The sequence below is a fragment of the Pacificibacter sp. genome (genome assembly GCF_039769035.1).
Lineage (GTDB): Bacteria > Pseudomonadota > Alphaproteobacteria > Rhodobacterales > Rhodobacteraceae > Celeribacter.
Window position 1 is genome coordinate 1 of record NZ_JBDMZG010000154.1, and the last position, 15,526, is coordinate 15,526.

General features: G+C 53.3%; 13 protein-coding genes and 3 pseudogenes. 6 read left to right on the forward strand and 10 right to left on the reverse strand.

Translation table 11 applies throughout. From position 1 onward, the window contains the following. Together ABF287_RS13370 and ABF287_RS13375 are read right to left on the reverse strand one after the other, a co-directional pair. Positions 1-1,348: tripartite tricarboxylate transporter permease (locus ABF287_RS13370; RefSeq protein ID WP_347185500.1), on the reverse strand; the 1,348-nt coding region annotated here is incomplete at its 3' end. 9 nt (positions 1,349-1,357) lie between these two features. Then, positions 1,358-1,777 carry a tripartite tricarboxylate transporter TctB family protein gene (locus tag ABF287_RS13375; protein ID WP_347185501.1) on the reverse strand — a complete coding sequence of 140 codons (420 nt, stop codon included), beginning with the start codon at positions 1,775-1,777 and terminating at the stop codon, positions 1,358-1,360. 304 nt (positions 1,778-2,081) lie between these two features. On the opposite strand from ABF287_RS13375, the gene araD reads away from it, so the two are divergent. From araD to ABF287_RS13400, 5 genes and pseudogenes are all read left to right on the forward strand, one after another. Beyond that, positions 2,082-3,824, forward strand: coding sequence for an L-arabinonate dehydratase (gene araD / locus ABF287_RS13380; RefSeq protein WP_347185502.1), 1,743 nt, complete (start codon positions 2,082-2,084; stop codon positions 3,822-3,824). Positions 3,825-3,837: 13 nt separating this feature from the next. Further along, on the forward strand, positions 3,838-4,737 hold the full coding sequence (locus ABF287_RS13385) for a dihydrodipicolinate synthase family protein (RefSeq protein ID WP_347185503.1): 900 nt from the start codon (positions 3,838-3,840) through the stop codon (positions 4,735-4,737). A 14-nt stretch (positions 4,738-4,751) separates the two neighbouring features. Then, positions 4,752-6,270: pseudogene (locus ABF287_RS13390) on the forward strand (aldehyde dehydrogenase (NADP(+))). Between the two features lie 4 nt (positions 6,271-6,274). Beyond that, positions 6,275-6,985 (forward strand): annotated as a pseudogene (locus ABF287_RS13395) (ribonuclease activity regulator RraA). Positions 6,986-7,901: 916 nt separating this feature from the next. Then, entirely contained in the window at positions 7,902-8,303 is a 402-nt protein-coding gene (locus ABF287_RS13400) for a hypothetical protein (protein ID WP_347185504.1), read from the forward strand. Positions 8,304-8,335: 32 nt separating this feature from the next. On the opposite strand, the gene ABF287_RS13405 is transcribed toward ABF287_RS13400, so the two are convergent. The 3 genes from ABF287_RS13405 to ABF287_RS13415 all read right to left on the reverse strand — a co-directional run bounded on the left by ABF287_RS13405 (position 8,336) and on the right by ABF287_RS13415 (position 9,680). Further along, a complete protein-coding gene (locus ABF287_RS13405) occupies positions 8,336-9,115 on the reverse strand; it encodes a type II CAAX endopeptidase family protein (protein ID WP_347185505.1) in 780 nt (259 codons plus the stop codon). A 96-nt stretch (positions 9,116-9,211) separates the two neighbouring features. Then, the gene (locus ABF287_RS13410) at positions 9,212-9,430 is read right to left on the reverse strand and encodes a DUF4386 family protein (RefSeq protein WP_347185506.1); all 219 of its coding nucleotides are present in this window, start codon (positions 9,428-9,430) and stop codon (positions 9,212-9,214) included. A gap of 88 nt (positions 9,431-9,518) precedes the next feature. Continuing rightward, positions 9,519-9,680 carry a hypothetical protein gene (locus tag ABF287_RS13415; RefSeq protein WP_347185507.1) on the reverse strand — a complete coding sequence of 54 codons (162 nt, stop codon included), beginning with the start codon at positions 9,678-9,680 and terminating at the stop codon, positions 9,519-9,521. Between the two features lie 62 nt (positions 9,681-9,742). Here ABF287_RS13415 and ABF287_RS13420 point away from each other — a divergent pair. Beyond that, a pseudogene (locus ABF287_RS13420) lies at positions 9,743-10,730 on the forward strand (IS30 family transposase). A gap of 60 nt (positions 10,731-10,790) precedes the next feature. On the opposite strand, the gene ABF287_RS13425 reads toward ABF287_RS13420, so the two are convergent. The 5 genes from ABF287_RS13425 to ABF287_RS13445 all read right to left on the reverse strand — a co-directional run bounded on the left by ABF287_RS13425 (position 10,791) and on the right by ABF287_RS13445 (position 15,525). After that, positions 10,791-12,071, reverse strand: coding sequence for a TRAP transporter large permease (locus tag ABF287_RS13425; protein WP_347185508.1), 1,281 nt, complete (start codon positions 12,069-12,071; stop codon positions 10,791-10,793). Positions 12,072-12,074: 3 nt separating this feature from the next. Then, positions 12,075-12,602 carry a TRAP transporter small permease gene (locus ABF287_RS13430; protein WP_347185509.1) on the reverse strand — a complete coding sequence of 176 codons (528 nt, stop codon included), beginning with the start codon at positions 12,600-12,602 and terminating at the stop codon, positions 12,075-12,077. A 102-nt stretch (positions 12,603-12,704) separates the two neighbouring features. Then, positions 12,705-13,697 (reverse strand): TRAP transporter substrate-binding protein, encoded by a 993-nt coding sequence (locus ABF287_RS13435; RefSeq protein ID WP_347185510.1) that lies wholly within the window; start codon positions 13,695-13,697, stop codon positions 12,705-12,707. A gap of 182 nt (positions 13,698-13,879) precedes the next feature. After that, a complete protein-coding gene (locus tag ABF287_RS13440; RefSeq protein ID WP_347185511.1) occupies positions 13,880-14,617 on the reverse strand; it encodes a ribonuclease activity regulator RraA in 738 nt (245 codons plus the stop codon). A gap of 26 nt (positions 14,618-14,643) precedes the next feature. Continuing rightward, positions 14,644-15,525: a sugar kinase gene (locus tag ABF287_RS13445; RefSeq protein ID WP_347185512.1), complete on the reverse strand. Its 882-nt coding sequence runs from the start codon at positions 15,523-15,525 to the stop codon at positions 14,644-14,646. Position 15,526 lies beyond the last annotated feature (1 nt).

Here is a 15,526-nt window from a genome sequence, read left to right on the forward strand (position 1 = left end):
CAAAATACACCTCTGCAGATGGCCCCAAGATAAAGCCGATGATAAAAGGGGCAACTTCAAGACGCAGCTTGGTGGCGAGCCAACCAAACAGTCCAAAAATCAGCAACGTCCAGACATCAAACATGATGCCGTAGTTGATTGTAAACGCCCCGATGACGCACATCATCAAGATGATCGGAAACAAGAAATGCTTGGGCACCGTGACGACAAGCGCAAAGTAGCGAATGGCGAAATACATCAAGACAAACATTGAAATATTGGCGATCAGCATCGCGAAAATAATAGCATTCCATGTGTCTGGGCTATTGCCGATAAACAAAGGACCAACTTGGATGCCCTGCAACGTAAACGCACCAATGAGCAAAGCCGTCGTGCTGTCACCAGGGATGCCAAGCGATAGCAAAGGCACAAGCGCGCCCCCCGTTAAACCGTTGTTGCCGCTTTCTGATGCGATGATGCCCGCAGGCTCTCCCTTGCCAAAGTTTTCCGCATTTTTCGAAAATGTCTTTGCGTTGGAATAGGCCAAAATAGATGCTGCAGAACCGCCCACGCCAGGCAAAATGCCGACGAAAGTACCGATCAAGGACGAGCGCACAAGATTGGTGCTTTGACCTTTGAACACAGAGAACCGAAACTTTGAGCGCTTACCCACATTCAGATCCTTCGCAGAATGCCCTTTCGGCACCCCAAGCTCTGCTTGATCAAGAATAGCTGCAAGGCCAAATAAGCCGATGAGAACGGGCAACAGCGAGAACCCACTGTCGAGCCAATAATCCATGCCGGGCGGGATTAAGCGGTGTTTTCCGTTGCCGCCATCCGAGATGTCATAAACGCCGATGAGCGCAACAAACACGCCCAGAACGCCAGAGAAAATCCCCAGCAACAGGTCTGTCGACAGCGCCGCCATGACCGTGAGGGCAAACAAGATGATCAGAAACTTTTCAACATAAGAAAACTTGATCGCGAAATCCGCCAAAGTCGGCGCAAACAAGTATAGGACAAACAGCGAAATCAACCCACCGATCAGCGAGGCGATGATCCCAATACGCAAAGCCGCTTCGCCTTCGCCGCGCTTGGCCATCGGGAACCCGTCAAAGGTGGTGGTAATCGAACTGGGTGTACCCGGAATGCCAAGCAAAATTGCTGGGACAAGACCGCCAGAAATGCCGCCAACATAAAGCCCCAGCAACAATGCCAAGCCATTTTCGAGACCAAGCGAATAAGTCAACGGCAAACAAATTGCCACGGCCATCGTCGCCGTCATGCCTGGAATGGCACCAAATATGATGCCAACCGTGGTTCCGCCCACGATAAGCAACAAGAACATAGGTGTAATAAATTCAATCATGATACGACCTCAAGGCAGAGTGAGGAAAAAGGGATAGGTGAACAGCCACCACACGAAAGAAGGCCCGCAAACTGCTATAATCGCCAAGGTGATCAAAGCGCGTTTTGGCCGTTCATGCATGAACAAAAAACGCGTGCCGAAAACAAAAGGAATGGAGCAAATCAAAAAGCCCATCCCTGTGTTCGGCCAGATATTTCCAATCGGCACCATCAAAGAAAAGTACAGCAGGGTAAGCGCCAGAGCGCCAAAAAAGCGAACCTTATCCATGTAAAAAAAAGTGTTTCGCCACATTTGCCCCGCGTTCAAAATACGTTTCCGATCTCGCACGACAATAGCCAAAAGCAACAGCCCAAGAACCACGGCCACCAATTTCGGAAAGAGCAAATGCGACTGCTCAAAATCAATCGTAACTTTTGTCAAATCACCCATGGTGACCCCTCATTTCAACAGCGGCCGTGGCCGCCGCCAATAGAGTTCTGCGTGTAAACTTCATGATATTCCTCCCTATGACTTCACAACAATCGATGGGATCGCTGCAAAATCCATCCTAGTTTAGCGCAATGTATGCGCATACTTATATAGACATCACAGAGTCGAGATTCTGCCAACATGAAGTTAAAATAAGAAATTTATGGGAAATATTGCGACAAATTCCGTTGACGCGCCCAAATGATTACGCATACAAACATATTCAACACGTCACATAGACGCGACCTTTCTCAGGAGACACAACATGCCTAAGGGTGACCGCATCACACCACAACAGCTTCGCAGCGCCCGTTGGTTTGAACCAGATGATCTGCGCAGCTTTGGGCATCGCTCACGTATGATGCAGCTCGGATACTCTGATGAAGAATATCGTGGCCGTCCTATCATCAGCATTCTCAATACATGGTCCGGTCTCAATGCCTGCCACAGCCATTTCCCCGAGCGCGTTCAAGACGTGAAACGCGGCATTTTACAGGCAGGTGGTTTTCCTGTGGAAATGCCCGCGTTGTCGGTCGACGAAAGCTTTAACAAGCCAACGTCCATGCTGTACCGCAACATGCTTGCAATGGAGACCGAGGAACAAATTCGGTCGCATCCACTTGATGGCGTGGTGCTGATGGGCGGTTGTGACAAGACGACCCCCGCGCTGGTCATGGGGGCCATTACAGCGGCGGTTCCGATGATCTTTTTACCAGCGGGTCCGATGCTGCGCGGACATTACGCGGGCAAGATATTGGGGTCTGGGTCAGACGCTTGGAAATACTGGGATGAGCGCCGCGCGGGCAATATCAGCGATGAAGAATGGCTTGGCGTTCAAGGCGGCATTGCCCGATCAGCGGGCACTTGTATGACTATGGGCACCGCATCGACCATGACCGCGATCACCGATGCAATGGGGCTCACATTGCCGGGCGCATCCTCCATTCCTGCGGCGGACAGCAGCCACCAACGTATGGGGGCTGAATGCGGCCGCCGTATTGTTGAAATGGTATGGGAAGATCTCACGCCCGCAAAAATCATTTCACCGGCCTCTGTGGCCAATGCCGCAAAGGTCGCGATGGCCACAGGGTGTTCAACCAATGCCGTTGTCCATTTGATCGCCATGGCCCGTCGGGCTGGCGTTGACTTGACGCTCGATCACTTGGACGCTTTGGGGCGAACAACGCCGCTCATTGCCAATGTGCGCCCCTCAGGAAAAGATTACCTGATGGAAGATTTCTATTACGCAGGCGGTCTACGTGCGTTGATGAAACAAATGGAAGCCTCATTGGACACAACCTGCATCACGGTGACGGGCAAAACGCTTGGGGAATGCCTTGAAGGCGCACAAGTCTACAACGACGATGTGATCCGCCCGCTTGATAATCCGGTTTATGCCGAAGGGTCATTGGCGCTGTTGCGTGGCAATCTTTGCCCTGATGGCGCAGTGATCAAACCCGCCGCTTGTGACCCCAAGTATTATGAACACGAAGGCCCTGCGCTGGTCTTTGACAGCTACCCTGAAATGAAGGCAGCGATCGATGACGAAGACCTCGACGTGACGCCAGACACGGTATTGGTCTTGCGCAATGCAGGCCCACAAGGCGGACCAGGCATGCCTGAATGGGGCATGTTGCCCATCCCTAAGGCCCTGATCAAACAAGGACACCGCGACATGTTGCGGATCTCAGATGCGCGCATGTCGGGAACATCTTACGGCGCATGCGTGCTGCATGTGGCCCCAGAAAGCTTTATCGGCGGACCTCTTGCCTTGCTCAGAACAGGCGACATCGTCAAACTCGATGTGCCCAATCGCACCCTTGACATGCTGGTGAGCGCAGAAGAAATCGCCAAACGCAAAGCCGAATGGACTGCACCAGAACCCCGCTATGAGCGTGGCTACGGCTACATGTTCTCTCGCCATGTCACACAGGCCGACAAAGGCTGTGACTTTGATTATCTCGAACGTGATTTTGGCGCCGCCGCCGGCGAACCTGACATTTTCTAAAAAGGCACACTCAATGATCTTGACCCTCGAAAAAGCACTTACGGGCATTTCTGGAATTCTCGTAACCCCATACGACGATGCGGGCGACATTGCCCCCAAACGCCTTACGCCGATCATTGATCGTGCCTTGAATGCCGGCATGCACATGCCTGTCGTCAACGGCAATACAGGCGAATTTTATGCCCTCACCACCGACGAAGCCTGCCAAATGGCCGAAGAGGTCGTGCAGATGGTCGATGGCCGAGCCCCCGTTTTGGCTGGCGTTGGTCGCGGCCTTCGCGACGCGGTGCAATTGGCCAAAGCCTCTGCCGAAGCTGGCGCCACCGCCCTGATGATCCACCAGCCACCAGATCCCTTTGTGGCCCCACGCGGCGTGGTCGATTACCTTAAAGCCATTGCCGATGCCTCCGGCGGATTGCCAATGATGATTTATCTGCGCAACGACACCATCGGCACCCAAGCCATCGCTGACCTATGTGCGGTTGAGGGCGTTAAAGGCGTCAAATGGGCAACGCCAAACCCCATGAAACTCGCCGCAGCAAAAGCCGCCTGTGACCCTTCCATCGTTTGGGTCGGTGGTTTGGCCGAAGTCTGGGCACCTTCATTCTATGCAGTGGGCGCACGTGGCTTCACCTCTGGGCTCATCAATATTTGGCCCGAACATTCCATGGCCATCCACGCAGCCCTTGAGGGCGGCGACTACGCCGAAGCCAACGCGCTCATCGCAAAGATGGAACCCTTTGAAGACGTACGCGCGCAAGAAATGAACGGTACAAATGTCACGGGCGTCAAAGCCGCCTTGCAAGCCATCGGCCAAAATTGCGGCCCAACACGCCCCCCATCAGCTTGGCCTCTTACGCAAAACCAACAGGCGACAATGGAAGGCTTTTTGAAAGCCAACGGCTTGGTTTAACAAAGGATTTGGCCATGACATTTACCCCCCACGGCAAACATTTAGTCGCTGGCGAATGGATCGGGACAGACGCTACATTTCCCTCCGCCCCCGCAACAGGGCCTTCCCATGCCTTTTCAGTCGGCACACCAAGTTTGGTCGATCAAGCCGCCCAAGCGGCCGAGGAGGCTTTTTGGTCCTTTGGCTATTCAAAACGGGCGGAACGCGCTACGTTTTTGAATGCCATCGCGGATGAAATAGAAGCCCGCGCAGAGGCCATTACGCAGATCGGCAGCGAAGAAACAGGGCTGCCAGAAGCACGACTTCAAGGCGAACGAGGTCGCACCACGGGGCAACTGCGTTTGTTTGCAGATCATGTTTTGGCAGGGGATTACCTTGATCGCCGTCATGACGAGGCTCTACCCGATCGCACCCCATAGCGCGTCCAGACATCCGTCTGATGCAGCGCCCTATTGGCCCAGTTGCTGTCTTTGGCGCATCCAACTTTCCGCTCGCGTTTTCCACTGCGGGCGGCGACACGGCGTCAGCTTTGGCGGCGGGCTGCCCTGTCGTGGTCAAGGGCCACTCGGCCCATCTAGGCACGGGTGAAGTCATCGCCGAAGCGATTGCGGCGGCCATCACATCTTGTGGCATCCACCCCGGCGTGTTTTCTTTGATCCAAGGCGGCAAACGCGATGTGGGGACCGCACTTGTGCAACACCCATTGATCAAGGCCGTTGGGTTCACAGGCTCTCTTGGTGGTGGCCGAGCCTTGTTCGACTTATGCGCACAGCGCCCTGAGCCAATCCCGTTTTTCGGTGAGCTTGGATCGATCAACCCGATGTTCCTTATGCCCGAGGCACTCAAAGCGCGTGGCCACGATATTGCAGCCGGATGGGCCGCGTCTCTCACCATGGGCGCCGGCCAGTTTTGCACCAACCCAGGCCTAAGTATTGTCATAGATGGGCCTGAGGCTGATGCCTTTACCGAGGCAGCGAAGAAAGCCCTTGCCCCATCGGGGCGCAAGTCATGTTGACCGATGGCATCGCGGCAGCCTATCGCGATGGCCGCGATAAAATCGCCGCCACCGCTGGCGTGCAAGAGGTACTGAGCACCAGCTGCGATCTGCGCAATGCAACACCGTATTTGTTTGCAACCACAGGCGAAGAATGGCTCGCCAACCACGTTCTTGGTGAAGAAGTCTTTGGACCGTTAGGTTTAATCGTGCGTGTGGCGGATATGGCTGAAATGCGCACTTTGGCCAAATCGTTGCAAGGCCAGCTGACCTGCACCTTGCACCTCGATGCCAGTGATACCGAAGCCGCGAAAACGCTGATGCCGATCCTTGAACGCAAAGCCGGGCGCGTCTTGGCCAATGGGTTTCCGACAGGTGTCGAGGTCTGTGACGCCATGGTTCATGGTGGACCCTACCCTGCCTCAACCAACTTTGGCGCGACCTCTGTAGGCACGTTGGCCATTCGCCGTTTTGTGCGCCCTGTGAGCTATCAAAATATTCCCACGGGCATTTTGCCCGATGATTTGACCCAAGGATAACTCGATGAAAGACGCTACCCGTACAAAGTTAAAATCCGTGTCTGTCGCGACCTTGGCCACAGCTGTTTTCAAGCGTGGCCTTCGCAATCAGGTCATTCAGGGCGTTCATCCTGTCGGCTGGGACGGCGAAAATATGGTCGGCCCTGCGTTCACATTACGCTAAATGCCTGCCCGCGAGGACCGCAACCAAATCTCGGAATTTAGAAACCCCAAGCACCCGCAACGTGTGGCAATTGAAACGTGTCCTGCGGGATCTGTTTTGGTGATGGACAGCAGGAAACAAGCGGACGCGGCCTCTGCTGGTGATATTCTGATTACGCGCTTGATGGTTCGCGGTGGCGCAGGCGTGGTAACCGATGGTGGATTTCGCGACGCAGCGACCATCGCCAAGCTTGACATCCCCGCCTACCACACGCGCCCTTCAAGCCCGACAAACCTGACCAATAACGAAGCCATCGCCATCAACGAACCCATTGGTTGCGGCGACGCTCCGGTGTTCCCTGGTGACATAATTGTGGGCGACGCTGATTGCGTGATCGTCCTTCCGGCGGACATCGCAGACGAACTTGCGGACGAGGCTGTAGAGATGACTGCTTATGAGGATTTTGTGCTGGAAAAAGTCAAATCTGGCGAGGCTATCATCGGCCTTTATCCAAACACCCATGAAAAATACGACGCTGAGTTTGCACAATGGCGCGCAGACAATAACCGCTAAAATAAGCCCCATAACATTTACAACGGCCATAGACCTAAGCGTCTGTGGACGTCAATTTTTTAAAGTTCAAAGAGTCACGCACAGAGTATTTGGAAAACGAATAAGTCTCGAACGTGAATGTGCAAAACCAGCTGCAAAACATTACATTTCACACGTCAAACCAAAACAGAATGAACCACGAGTGTTAAATGAAATGAGAGTGGTGCGGGTGAAGGGACTCGACCCCCCAGTGCACTCATACAAAACAATGACTTACGACACGTATTGTAACCATGTTACCGTCCACAAAATGGACCAAGTTATTTTAAGGCAATCGTGAGAAGCCGCAACTTCAATGCCTGCATGCAAGCGTCTGAACGATAAAAGACGGGGCTATAGAATCGCTGAGCGGCAGCGCTGACAGTTGGCAGGCGAGCAAACACAGGGCAGATTGCTACAAACGACACGAACCAAGCAAACGGCCCAAAGCCGTCGTTCGGCATTGGTTTAGTCGACTCACAAAGCTGCCGTTTGTGCGCAGCGCAGCATTTTAAAGGCCTACCGACTGTGACCTGCTTCCCTTAGAACCCGCTAAATTGAGTTAGCTCTGTTCGGGCTTTGGTCTTCCTTTGACCGGCCAGCATATTTCGCTGGTGTCAGGCCAGTGAGACTTGCGCGGGGGGGGGCAGTGTTTTAAAATTTTAAACCCTGTCGCAATCGACATCCCCGCGAGTGGTCTGCCAAGAGGCAAGCAAGTATTACATATTGGCGGTGCCGTTGGTGGCTATCTCGGCGAACCTGAAATCAACGGTTTTCAATGTAGATCGCTGGGCCGGAACGTGTTGCGTTGAGGGGCCGCAATGGAAGCGGCAAGACGATGCTTTTGAAGCTCATCACGGGACAATTGAAGCTTTAAGGCGGAACGCTTGACCTGAATGTGCCCTATGCAGTGCTTGATCAGCACGTTGCGACGTTCGACCCAGCACAAAGCCTTTTTCAGAACTTTCAAAATGTTAACCCGTCAACTGACGATCATACAGCACATGCAGTTCTTGCAAGATTTGGTTTTCGCGGCGAGAAGGACGCCATAGTAACCGGCAACCTGACTGGCGGTGGGCGTCTGCGAACTTGGCTGGCATGTACACTTGGATCACCCCCAATACCGGTGCTTTTGATCCTCGACGAACCTACCAACCACTTGGATTTAGAGGAGATCGCGGCTTTGGAAACCGCGATGGACGCCTATGATGGCGCGATATTGGTCGTCAGCCACGACGAGCAATTCTTGAAACGACTTTCCCCGGGCAGACGATCAAATTGTAATGAAGCCTCAGCGTGAAGCCGCTCTGCCCGATGTGATAGGTCACCAATTCAATGCGATTCAGGAAGCTCCGCGTGCTTGCGCCAGAACCAATAGCCAAATGCGGTAGCAACCAGCCCTAACATCAGCCCATGTTCGCCAGAGACGTAATGCGTGATCCAAGACGTTTTGACCGTCATGCCTTCATAAAAGCCTTGGTTGTTTATGTTCAGCGTCATGTGAAAAATAACCGCCGGCCACACGCTACCGGACTTCAGACGGAACCACGCCATGATCGTGCTGAGCGCTACGCCTGCGAAAAAGGAAAACGCTAGCAAAGGCCACGGTGAGACGTCCAACCGTGGGGCCAAATGGAAGTAGATAAGTGGCCAGTGATAGACCGACCAAATCACACCGCTGAATAGGCAGGTCTGGGTGAAAGTGTAGTGTTTAACAAGCTCTGGCACCAAGAAGCCGCGCCAGCCCAGCTCCTCACCAATGCCACCAAAGGCCACGAACAGTCCCAACGTTCCGTTTAGCGCAAGTACCGCCAACATCACAAGCCACGGCGAGCTGATGGTCATCCCAAATGACTTCGCAAGACCCGTTTGGGCTTCCAAGATAAATGCCTCATTGTAAAACCCACCAAAGCCAAGGATCCAGACCAGCACAAAACTGACCAGGGAGATCAGAAAGGCCAACCCCCAAGCGGCAGCCTGATAGCGGATCTTGCCCCACTTCCAGCCCAACCCGCGCAAGTTACGTTGGAATGCCAACTTGGTGATGAACGCAGCCACGAGCGGCGCAAATTGCATTATAAAAAGCCCGCCCGTGCGATTGTCGTCGCCCATAGTTGTGGAAATGCCTAACCAAGGGCCGCGAAGACCGCGACCAGCGCGAGGAACGTGTAAAGTGGACGGCGTGAGACCGATTTTCTAGTGTATATTTTATGTTGCAGGTCCTTCCTTGAAACCTTTGACGATCAGCCAGAATGCGAAAACCATCTCGTTCAGCGCGATGCGGGCAGTAAATGCAATTTCCACCGCATCCGTCGTCATTTTAAAAATATGCATGATCCCGAGGGTAAGCAGCAGAACGCCTGCGATGAAGCCCCAGATGGATATGAAAGCGGGAACCAGTTTGGTGCGATAAATGCCCGGCCCCACTGATAACAGTGTAGCTTTTCGCAGGTGCGATTAGCGCGCCTAGATAGGGCCGCGACAACGCTTCTGGCGCGTATTGGTCGTGTTCGCCTTAGATGAAGTGGATCGGAATATCCGACGTCACAAACGACTGTGAGATGTCATAGACCGTTGCGAATGGTTCCACCGCTTCTTGGGTGATCTGCATCGCATCCATGTAAGTGTTCAGGTCGCCCTTGGTGTAATATGGGCTTTTGGCGCGCACTACTTCCAACTGCGAATTTTGTTAGAAAACAGTAGTTTATCTAACAAGAGGAATCGGCATGGGAGCCGCATATACACAAATTCAGTATCACAGAACGACGCAAAATTGAACACTGGAGACATGCAAAGGTCCCTGTTGATGAGATGGCTCGGGTTTTGAAGCGCTGTCGTTCGACGATATTCCGAGACCTGAAGCGCAATCATTTCAGCGATGAAAGCATGCCCAAATGTGATGGCTATTACGGTGCGGCGGCCCAGTTGATGGCTGCGGGTCGTCGCGCACGGGACCGTAAGCTCATAAGGTATCCAAAACTTTGTCTGCGTGTCATTGAACAGATCAAAGATGGATGGACGCCGGAGCAGATCAGCAATCGGATGATTCAAGAACGGGCAATGCTGCGGGTCTGCCAAGAAACGATTTATCGCTACATCTACTCCAAAGAAGGCATGCACGATGATCTGTGGTGGTACTTGCCCACCCACCGTGTTGCGCGCCGAGCACGACGCGCTCGTAGACGTCGTGAACCCAAATTCCATCGTGATGTCAGCATCCTATTCCGCCCTGACGATGTCGCGCACCGTCGTCAGTTTGTCCATTGGGAAGGCGACTTATGCTGTTCAAACAAAAGCTTGGCCAGTGCAACGTGACATCGCTCGTTGAACGCGTCAGCCGCTTCACCGTGATCTTGAAAACCCCAACAAGCGTACGAAACCCGTGATGTGTAAGATCATTGAGGCGATCAGCGACTTGCCTCACCACGCACGCAGATCAATCACCTTTGATCGTGGCTCAGAGTTTATGAACTGGCCCCATTTGCAGGCTGAGACCGGCACCCAAACGTGGTTCTGCGATCCGTCATCGCCCTGGCAAAAAGGAACCGTCGAGAACACCAATCGTCGAGCCAGACGCTGACTTCCATGCAAGCGGGATATCCGCTCAATGACGGATCAGGACATGAAAGATATCTGTGACAGACTGAACAACACGCCGCGGAAATGCTTGGGATGGAAAACACCCGCAGAGGTCTTCCGTGAAAAAATGATGGAGGAAATGCGATGATGCCCCTACCCTATGCCCTACAAGAGTCGCGGTTCAAGTAGCGCTCACAGCACGAAACCATCAATCCATAAGCGAAGGTAACCAAAGAGAGACAGCTGGCACATATGTGATCAAAAGGAGCGCAGCCAGGATGGCCAAGTAGAATGGCCAGATCGACTTAAGCGCATCCTCAATTTTGACTTTGCCAACAGCGCAGCCAACAAAAAGGCACGTCCCAACGGGTGGAGTGCAAAGGCCCAACCCCAGATTCACCAGCATCATAATCCCGAACTGTGTGGGGTCCATTCCGAGGCCCGTGGCAATCGGCAAGAAGATTGGCGTGCAAATTAGAATGAGCGCAGCCATATCCATGATCATACCCAAAAGCAGAAGGATCACGTTGATCATCAATAGAATTATGATTGGGTTATCAGAAACAGATACCAACAAATCACGCATTCCAGCTGGCACCTGATACAGGGCCAAGAGATAGGCAAACGACGATGCAAAAGCGATCAATATCATGACCATTGCAGTTGTGCGTACTGCGCCAGTGACCGCCGCGATGAACGCTTGCCAGCTCAAAGAACGATAGTAAAACGTTGTTAGGAGCAGTGCATAGAGCGCACCAAATGCACCGGACTCAGTGACGGTGAACACGCCAGAAAGCGTCCCCCCCACGATTATGACTGCAGTGATAAAGCCAGGGATGGCTTGTGCTGCGCTGCGCCCCACTTCTTTCCATCCTGGAAACGGCTCTGCAGGGTATTTATGTTTGACCGAGAGCACATAAGCTGCAACCGCCAAGCTGAGGCACATTAGGATCCCCGGAACGACGCCAGCGAGGAAAAGCTTGGAAATTGAGATCCCACCACCTGCGGCGACAGCGAAAATGATCATGTTATGGCTGGGTGGAATGACGATCCCTGCGATGGATGATGTGACGGTCACGTTGACCGCGAAATCCGGACGGTAACCGCGTTCTTTCATCACCGGAATCAACAACGACCCAAGCGCCGAAATGTCTGCAACCGCAGACCCTGATATACCACCGAATAGCATAGATGAAAAAATGTTGACCATCGCCAGACCGCCCTTGAGATGGCCGACGAGCGCCGCAGCGAATTTAACCAACCGCGCGGCAATTCCACCGTGCAACATGATTTCACCGGCAAAAACAAAGAACGGAATTGCCAAAAGCGAAAAGCTTGAGACACCAGCCGTCGCACGCTGGAACGTTATGAGCGCAGGGAAGCCTTCGAACCAAAACGCAGACGCGGCCGCGATTCCCATCGCAAAAGCGACTGGCATGCCGACGACGACAAGAAGGCCGAACACCGCTAGAAGTATCATTAAACCCATTGCTCAGGTGTCCATTTCTTGATCGAGTTTGTTCCAGCTTGAGAACGTCAGAATGCGCAAAACGCCTCGGGCGCCAGCGAAGAAAAAGATAAATGCGCCACATGACGTGATGGCCAAGGTCCGATAGCTTTCGGGAATGTTCAGCATGGGCAAAAGAGTATCCCAGCCGAAACTCATCAATTTGATGCCCGCGAACACCATAATTGCGCCAAATGCTGCAAGCATAATATCGATGGAAATGAGCAGCACCTTTTGCACAACCATCGGCATCATATCGCGAAAAAGCGTGACGCCCAAATGGGTGTCTTCTTTGATGCCCGCCGCTGCACCCCAAAACGCGATATAGCAAATGAGCAATAACGCCAGTTGTTCAACCCACGTCGGTGTAGCGTTCAAAACGTAGCGGCCAAAAACTAACCAGCCAAAAGTTATCACCAGCACAACCAGCGCCGACGATGCAAAAAAAATGCAGGCCGCGCGAACCTTGTCCAAAACAAGTTCAATTGCTGTAATTTTGGGTGAATGTTTCATCGTTCGGGCCACCATAATTCAAGTCGATCTTAGGGTCTCACGAGGCAGTTTGACTTGACCCCTCGCCCGCCCGCATATCGGGAACGGGCGAAAGGCATTAGTTTACTCTGCGTCTCTGATCATATTGACGAGATCTACGAGATCTGGATTTGCAGCCAAAAACTGGTCGTAAACCGGTGACATCGCTTCTTGGAATGGACCTTTGTCGGCAATCGTATTCACAACTGTTCCGCCTTTTTGGACAACTTCCATGCTCGCCGCTTCGCGAGTCTGCCACAGTTCACGTTGAAGATTGGCGCTGGTCTGGCCGGCTGCCTTCAAGATCGCTTGCTGCTCTTCCGTGAGTTTTTCCCATGTCTTAAGGCTCATGCAAAGGCACTCAGGGATAATCAGGTGTTCTGTCAAAGAGTAGAACTGCGCGACCTCAAAGTGATTGGTAGATTCATAAGAAGGCGGATTGTTTTCTGCGCCATCAACGACACCGGTTTTGATTGACTGGTACACTTCGCCGAATGCCATTGGGGTCGCATTGCCGCCCATAGATTCAACCATACCGACAAAAAGATCGTTGCTCATAACTCGAACTTTTAGACCCTCAACATCCGCTGGTGTGTTGATAGCTTGAACTGAGTTATAAAAAGAGCGTGCGCCAGCATCGTACCATCCGAGCGGCACCATACCTTTTTCAATCATTCCTGCGCCGATAGCATCGCCAACTTCGCCATCCATCAACGCATACATTTGCGGGATGGATTTAAAGATAAACGGCAACGAAACAACATTGGTTTCAGGAATGGATTGACCCATTGGGCCCAGACTGAATTCGCCAAAGTCGATGATCCCAAGACGGATCTGTTCGATTGCATCCGGCTGGCTGCCTAAAACGCCGTTGTGGTAGATCTTGCCTGTGACTTCGCCGCCGGTTTTTTCAGTGACCTCTGCCATGAAAGATTCCATTGCGATCGATACAGGGTAATCCTCAACATGGATGTTCCATCCACGCAAGTCAGCCCCTGACGCCATCGACCCGGCTAAGGCCATGGACATACCAACCGCAGCACCAAGTAGGTGTCTCGAGAAATTTCTTTGTATCATAGTTAGGTTCCTCCCTATCACTCTGATTGTTTAGTAACTGTTAAGCTTTGATCCCTGTTTTCGTTCACTGCGGACACGAGGTGTGATGCCCTGCTGTCAACTCTCCCAATGTGGTATACTAGTATTATGCCTTGAGTCAACATTCCTTTAAAAACATTCCAATCTACACCCTCAAGCCAATCCTAAGTCTTGGATTTCCAAGCTTTAAAACGCACCAATGTATCCGGTAGCGTTGGCGGGTAGAGGCCTAAAATCGGCACACCCCTGCTGACCTCTTCAAGAACGAAGGCTTCAAAAAGTTCCATCCCGACGCTTTCTTGCGCTAGCTCATCGGCAAGGTGGCGCGGGATGATCATCACGCCGTCCTCATCACCAAGCACAATGTCGCCCGGATAGACCGCGACGCCGCCACAGGCGATCGGGCGGCCGATATCAACGGCGTGGTGCTTGGTCAGGTTGGTGGGCGCAGAGGGTTTGGCAGCAAAGACCGGCATGTCCAGCGCGCCCGCACCTGCAGCGTCGCGAATGCCGCCATCGGTGACGGCCCCTGCTGCGCCGCGCACTTGCAAGCGTGTCAGAAGGATCGACCCAGCAGACGCAGCGGAGGCATCGCCGCGGCAATCCATCACCAGAACCGCGCCTTCGGGGCATTCCTCGATCGCGACGCGCTGCGGGTGGTCTTGTTCGCGAAAGGCGTCAAACGGATCAGTGTCGGGACGCGTCGGAATATAGCGCAGCGTATAAGCAGGCCCGACCAGTGTTTTCTTGCCTGCCCCCATAGGCACAACGCCCTGCACATAGGCGTTGTGATAGCCGCGTTTGAACAGCAAAGTCGCAATGGTGGCGGTGCTGGCGTTTGACAACAAAGAAAGCGTGTCGGGTGCAAGTGTTATGGTCTCGGCAAGGGGCGGATTGGCCATAGGAGTGTCCTTCAAAATCGGAGTGATCATGCGCGCAAGCTCAACTCGATGGGCACAAGCGCGCCCTTGCCCTGTACGACCGCTCCAGCCACGCGACAGGCCACGCGGATACTGTCTGTAAAATCGGTCTTGGCCATGAAACCGGCAAGGATTGCCGCATTAAAACTATCGCCAGCCGCCGTCGTGTCGACGACCGTGTTCAATGGGGGAACGAGCACCGAACCGCGACGCTTGTCTTGGTGATAGAACACAGGATTGGGGCCGTTCTTGACGACAACCGTCGTAGTTCCGGCTGCGACGTATCTGTCTGCGGTGGCCTCGGGATCGCAGTCGTTAAACCACGTGGCCTCATCTTCAAACGACGGCAGAGCGATGTCACTTACGGCAGCACCTTGCATGATAGCGTCCGTCATCACGGGCGTGTCGGACCAAAGGCGCGGCCGAAGGTTTGGATCAAAAGCAATGGTCTTGCCTGCCACACGGGCAGCACCCAAGGCCGCAAAAAGACGCGCGCGCGAAGGTTCGTCCAAAATGGCCAAAGTGATACCCGAGAAATAGACGAGGTCCGCGTCTGCAATTGCACGTTCCAACGCGCTTGCGTCCTGCATCATCTGCCGCGCGGCAGATTGGCCCCGCCAGTATGAAAAGCTACGTTCGCCATCCGAAAGCGAAATCATGTAAAGGCCAACGGTGCTGATTTTCACCACTTGGACGTGGCTGTCATCAATGCGCGCTGCGACAAAGGCTGCGCGCATCTGTTGCGATATAGCATCGTCGCCCACAGCTGTGAAATAGGCGACGTCGACGTCGGAATTGAGCCGCGCAAGGTACCACGCGGTGTTGAACGTGTCGCCAGCAAACCCCAGACGAAAATCGCCCGGAGTTTCTGAAGGCGCCATCTCAGCCATG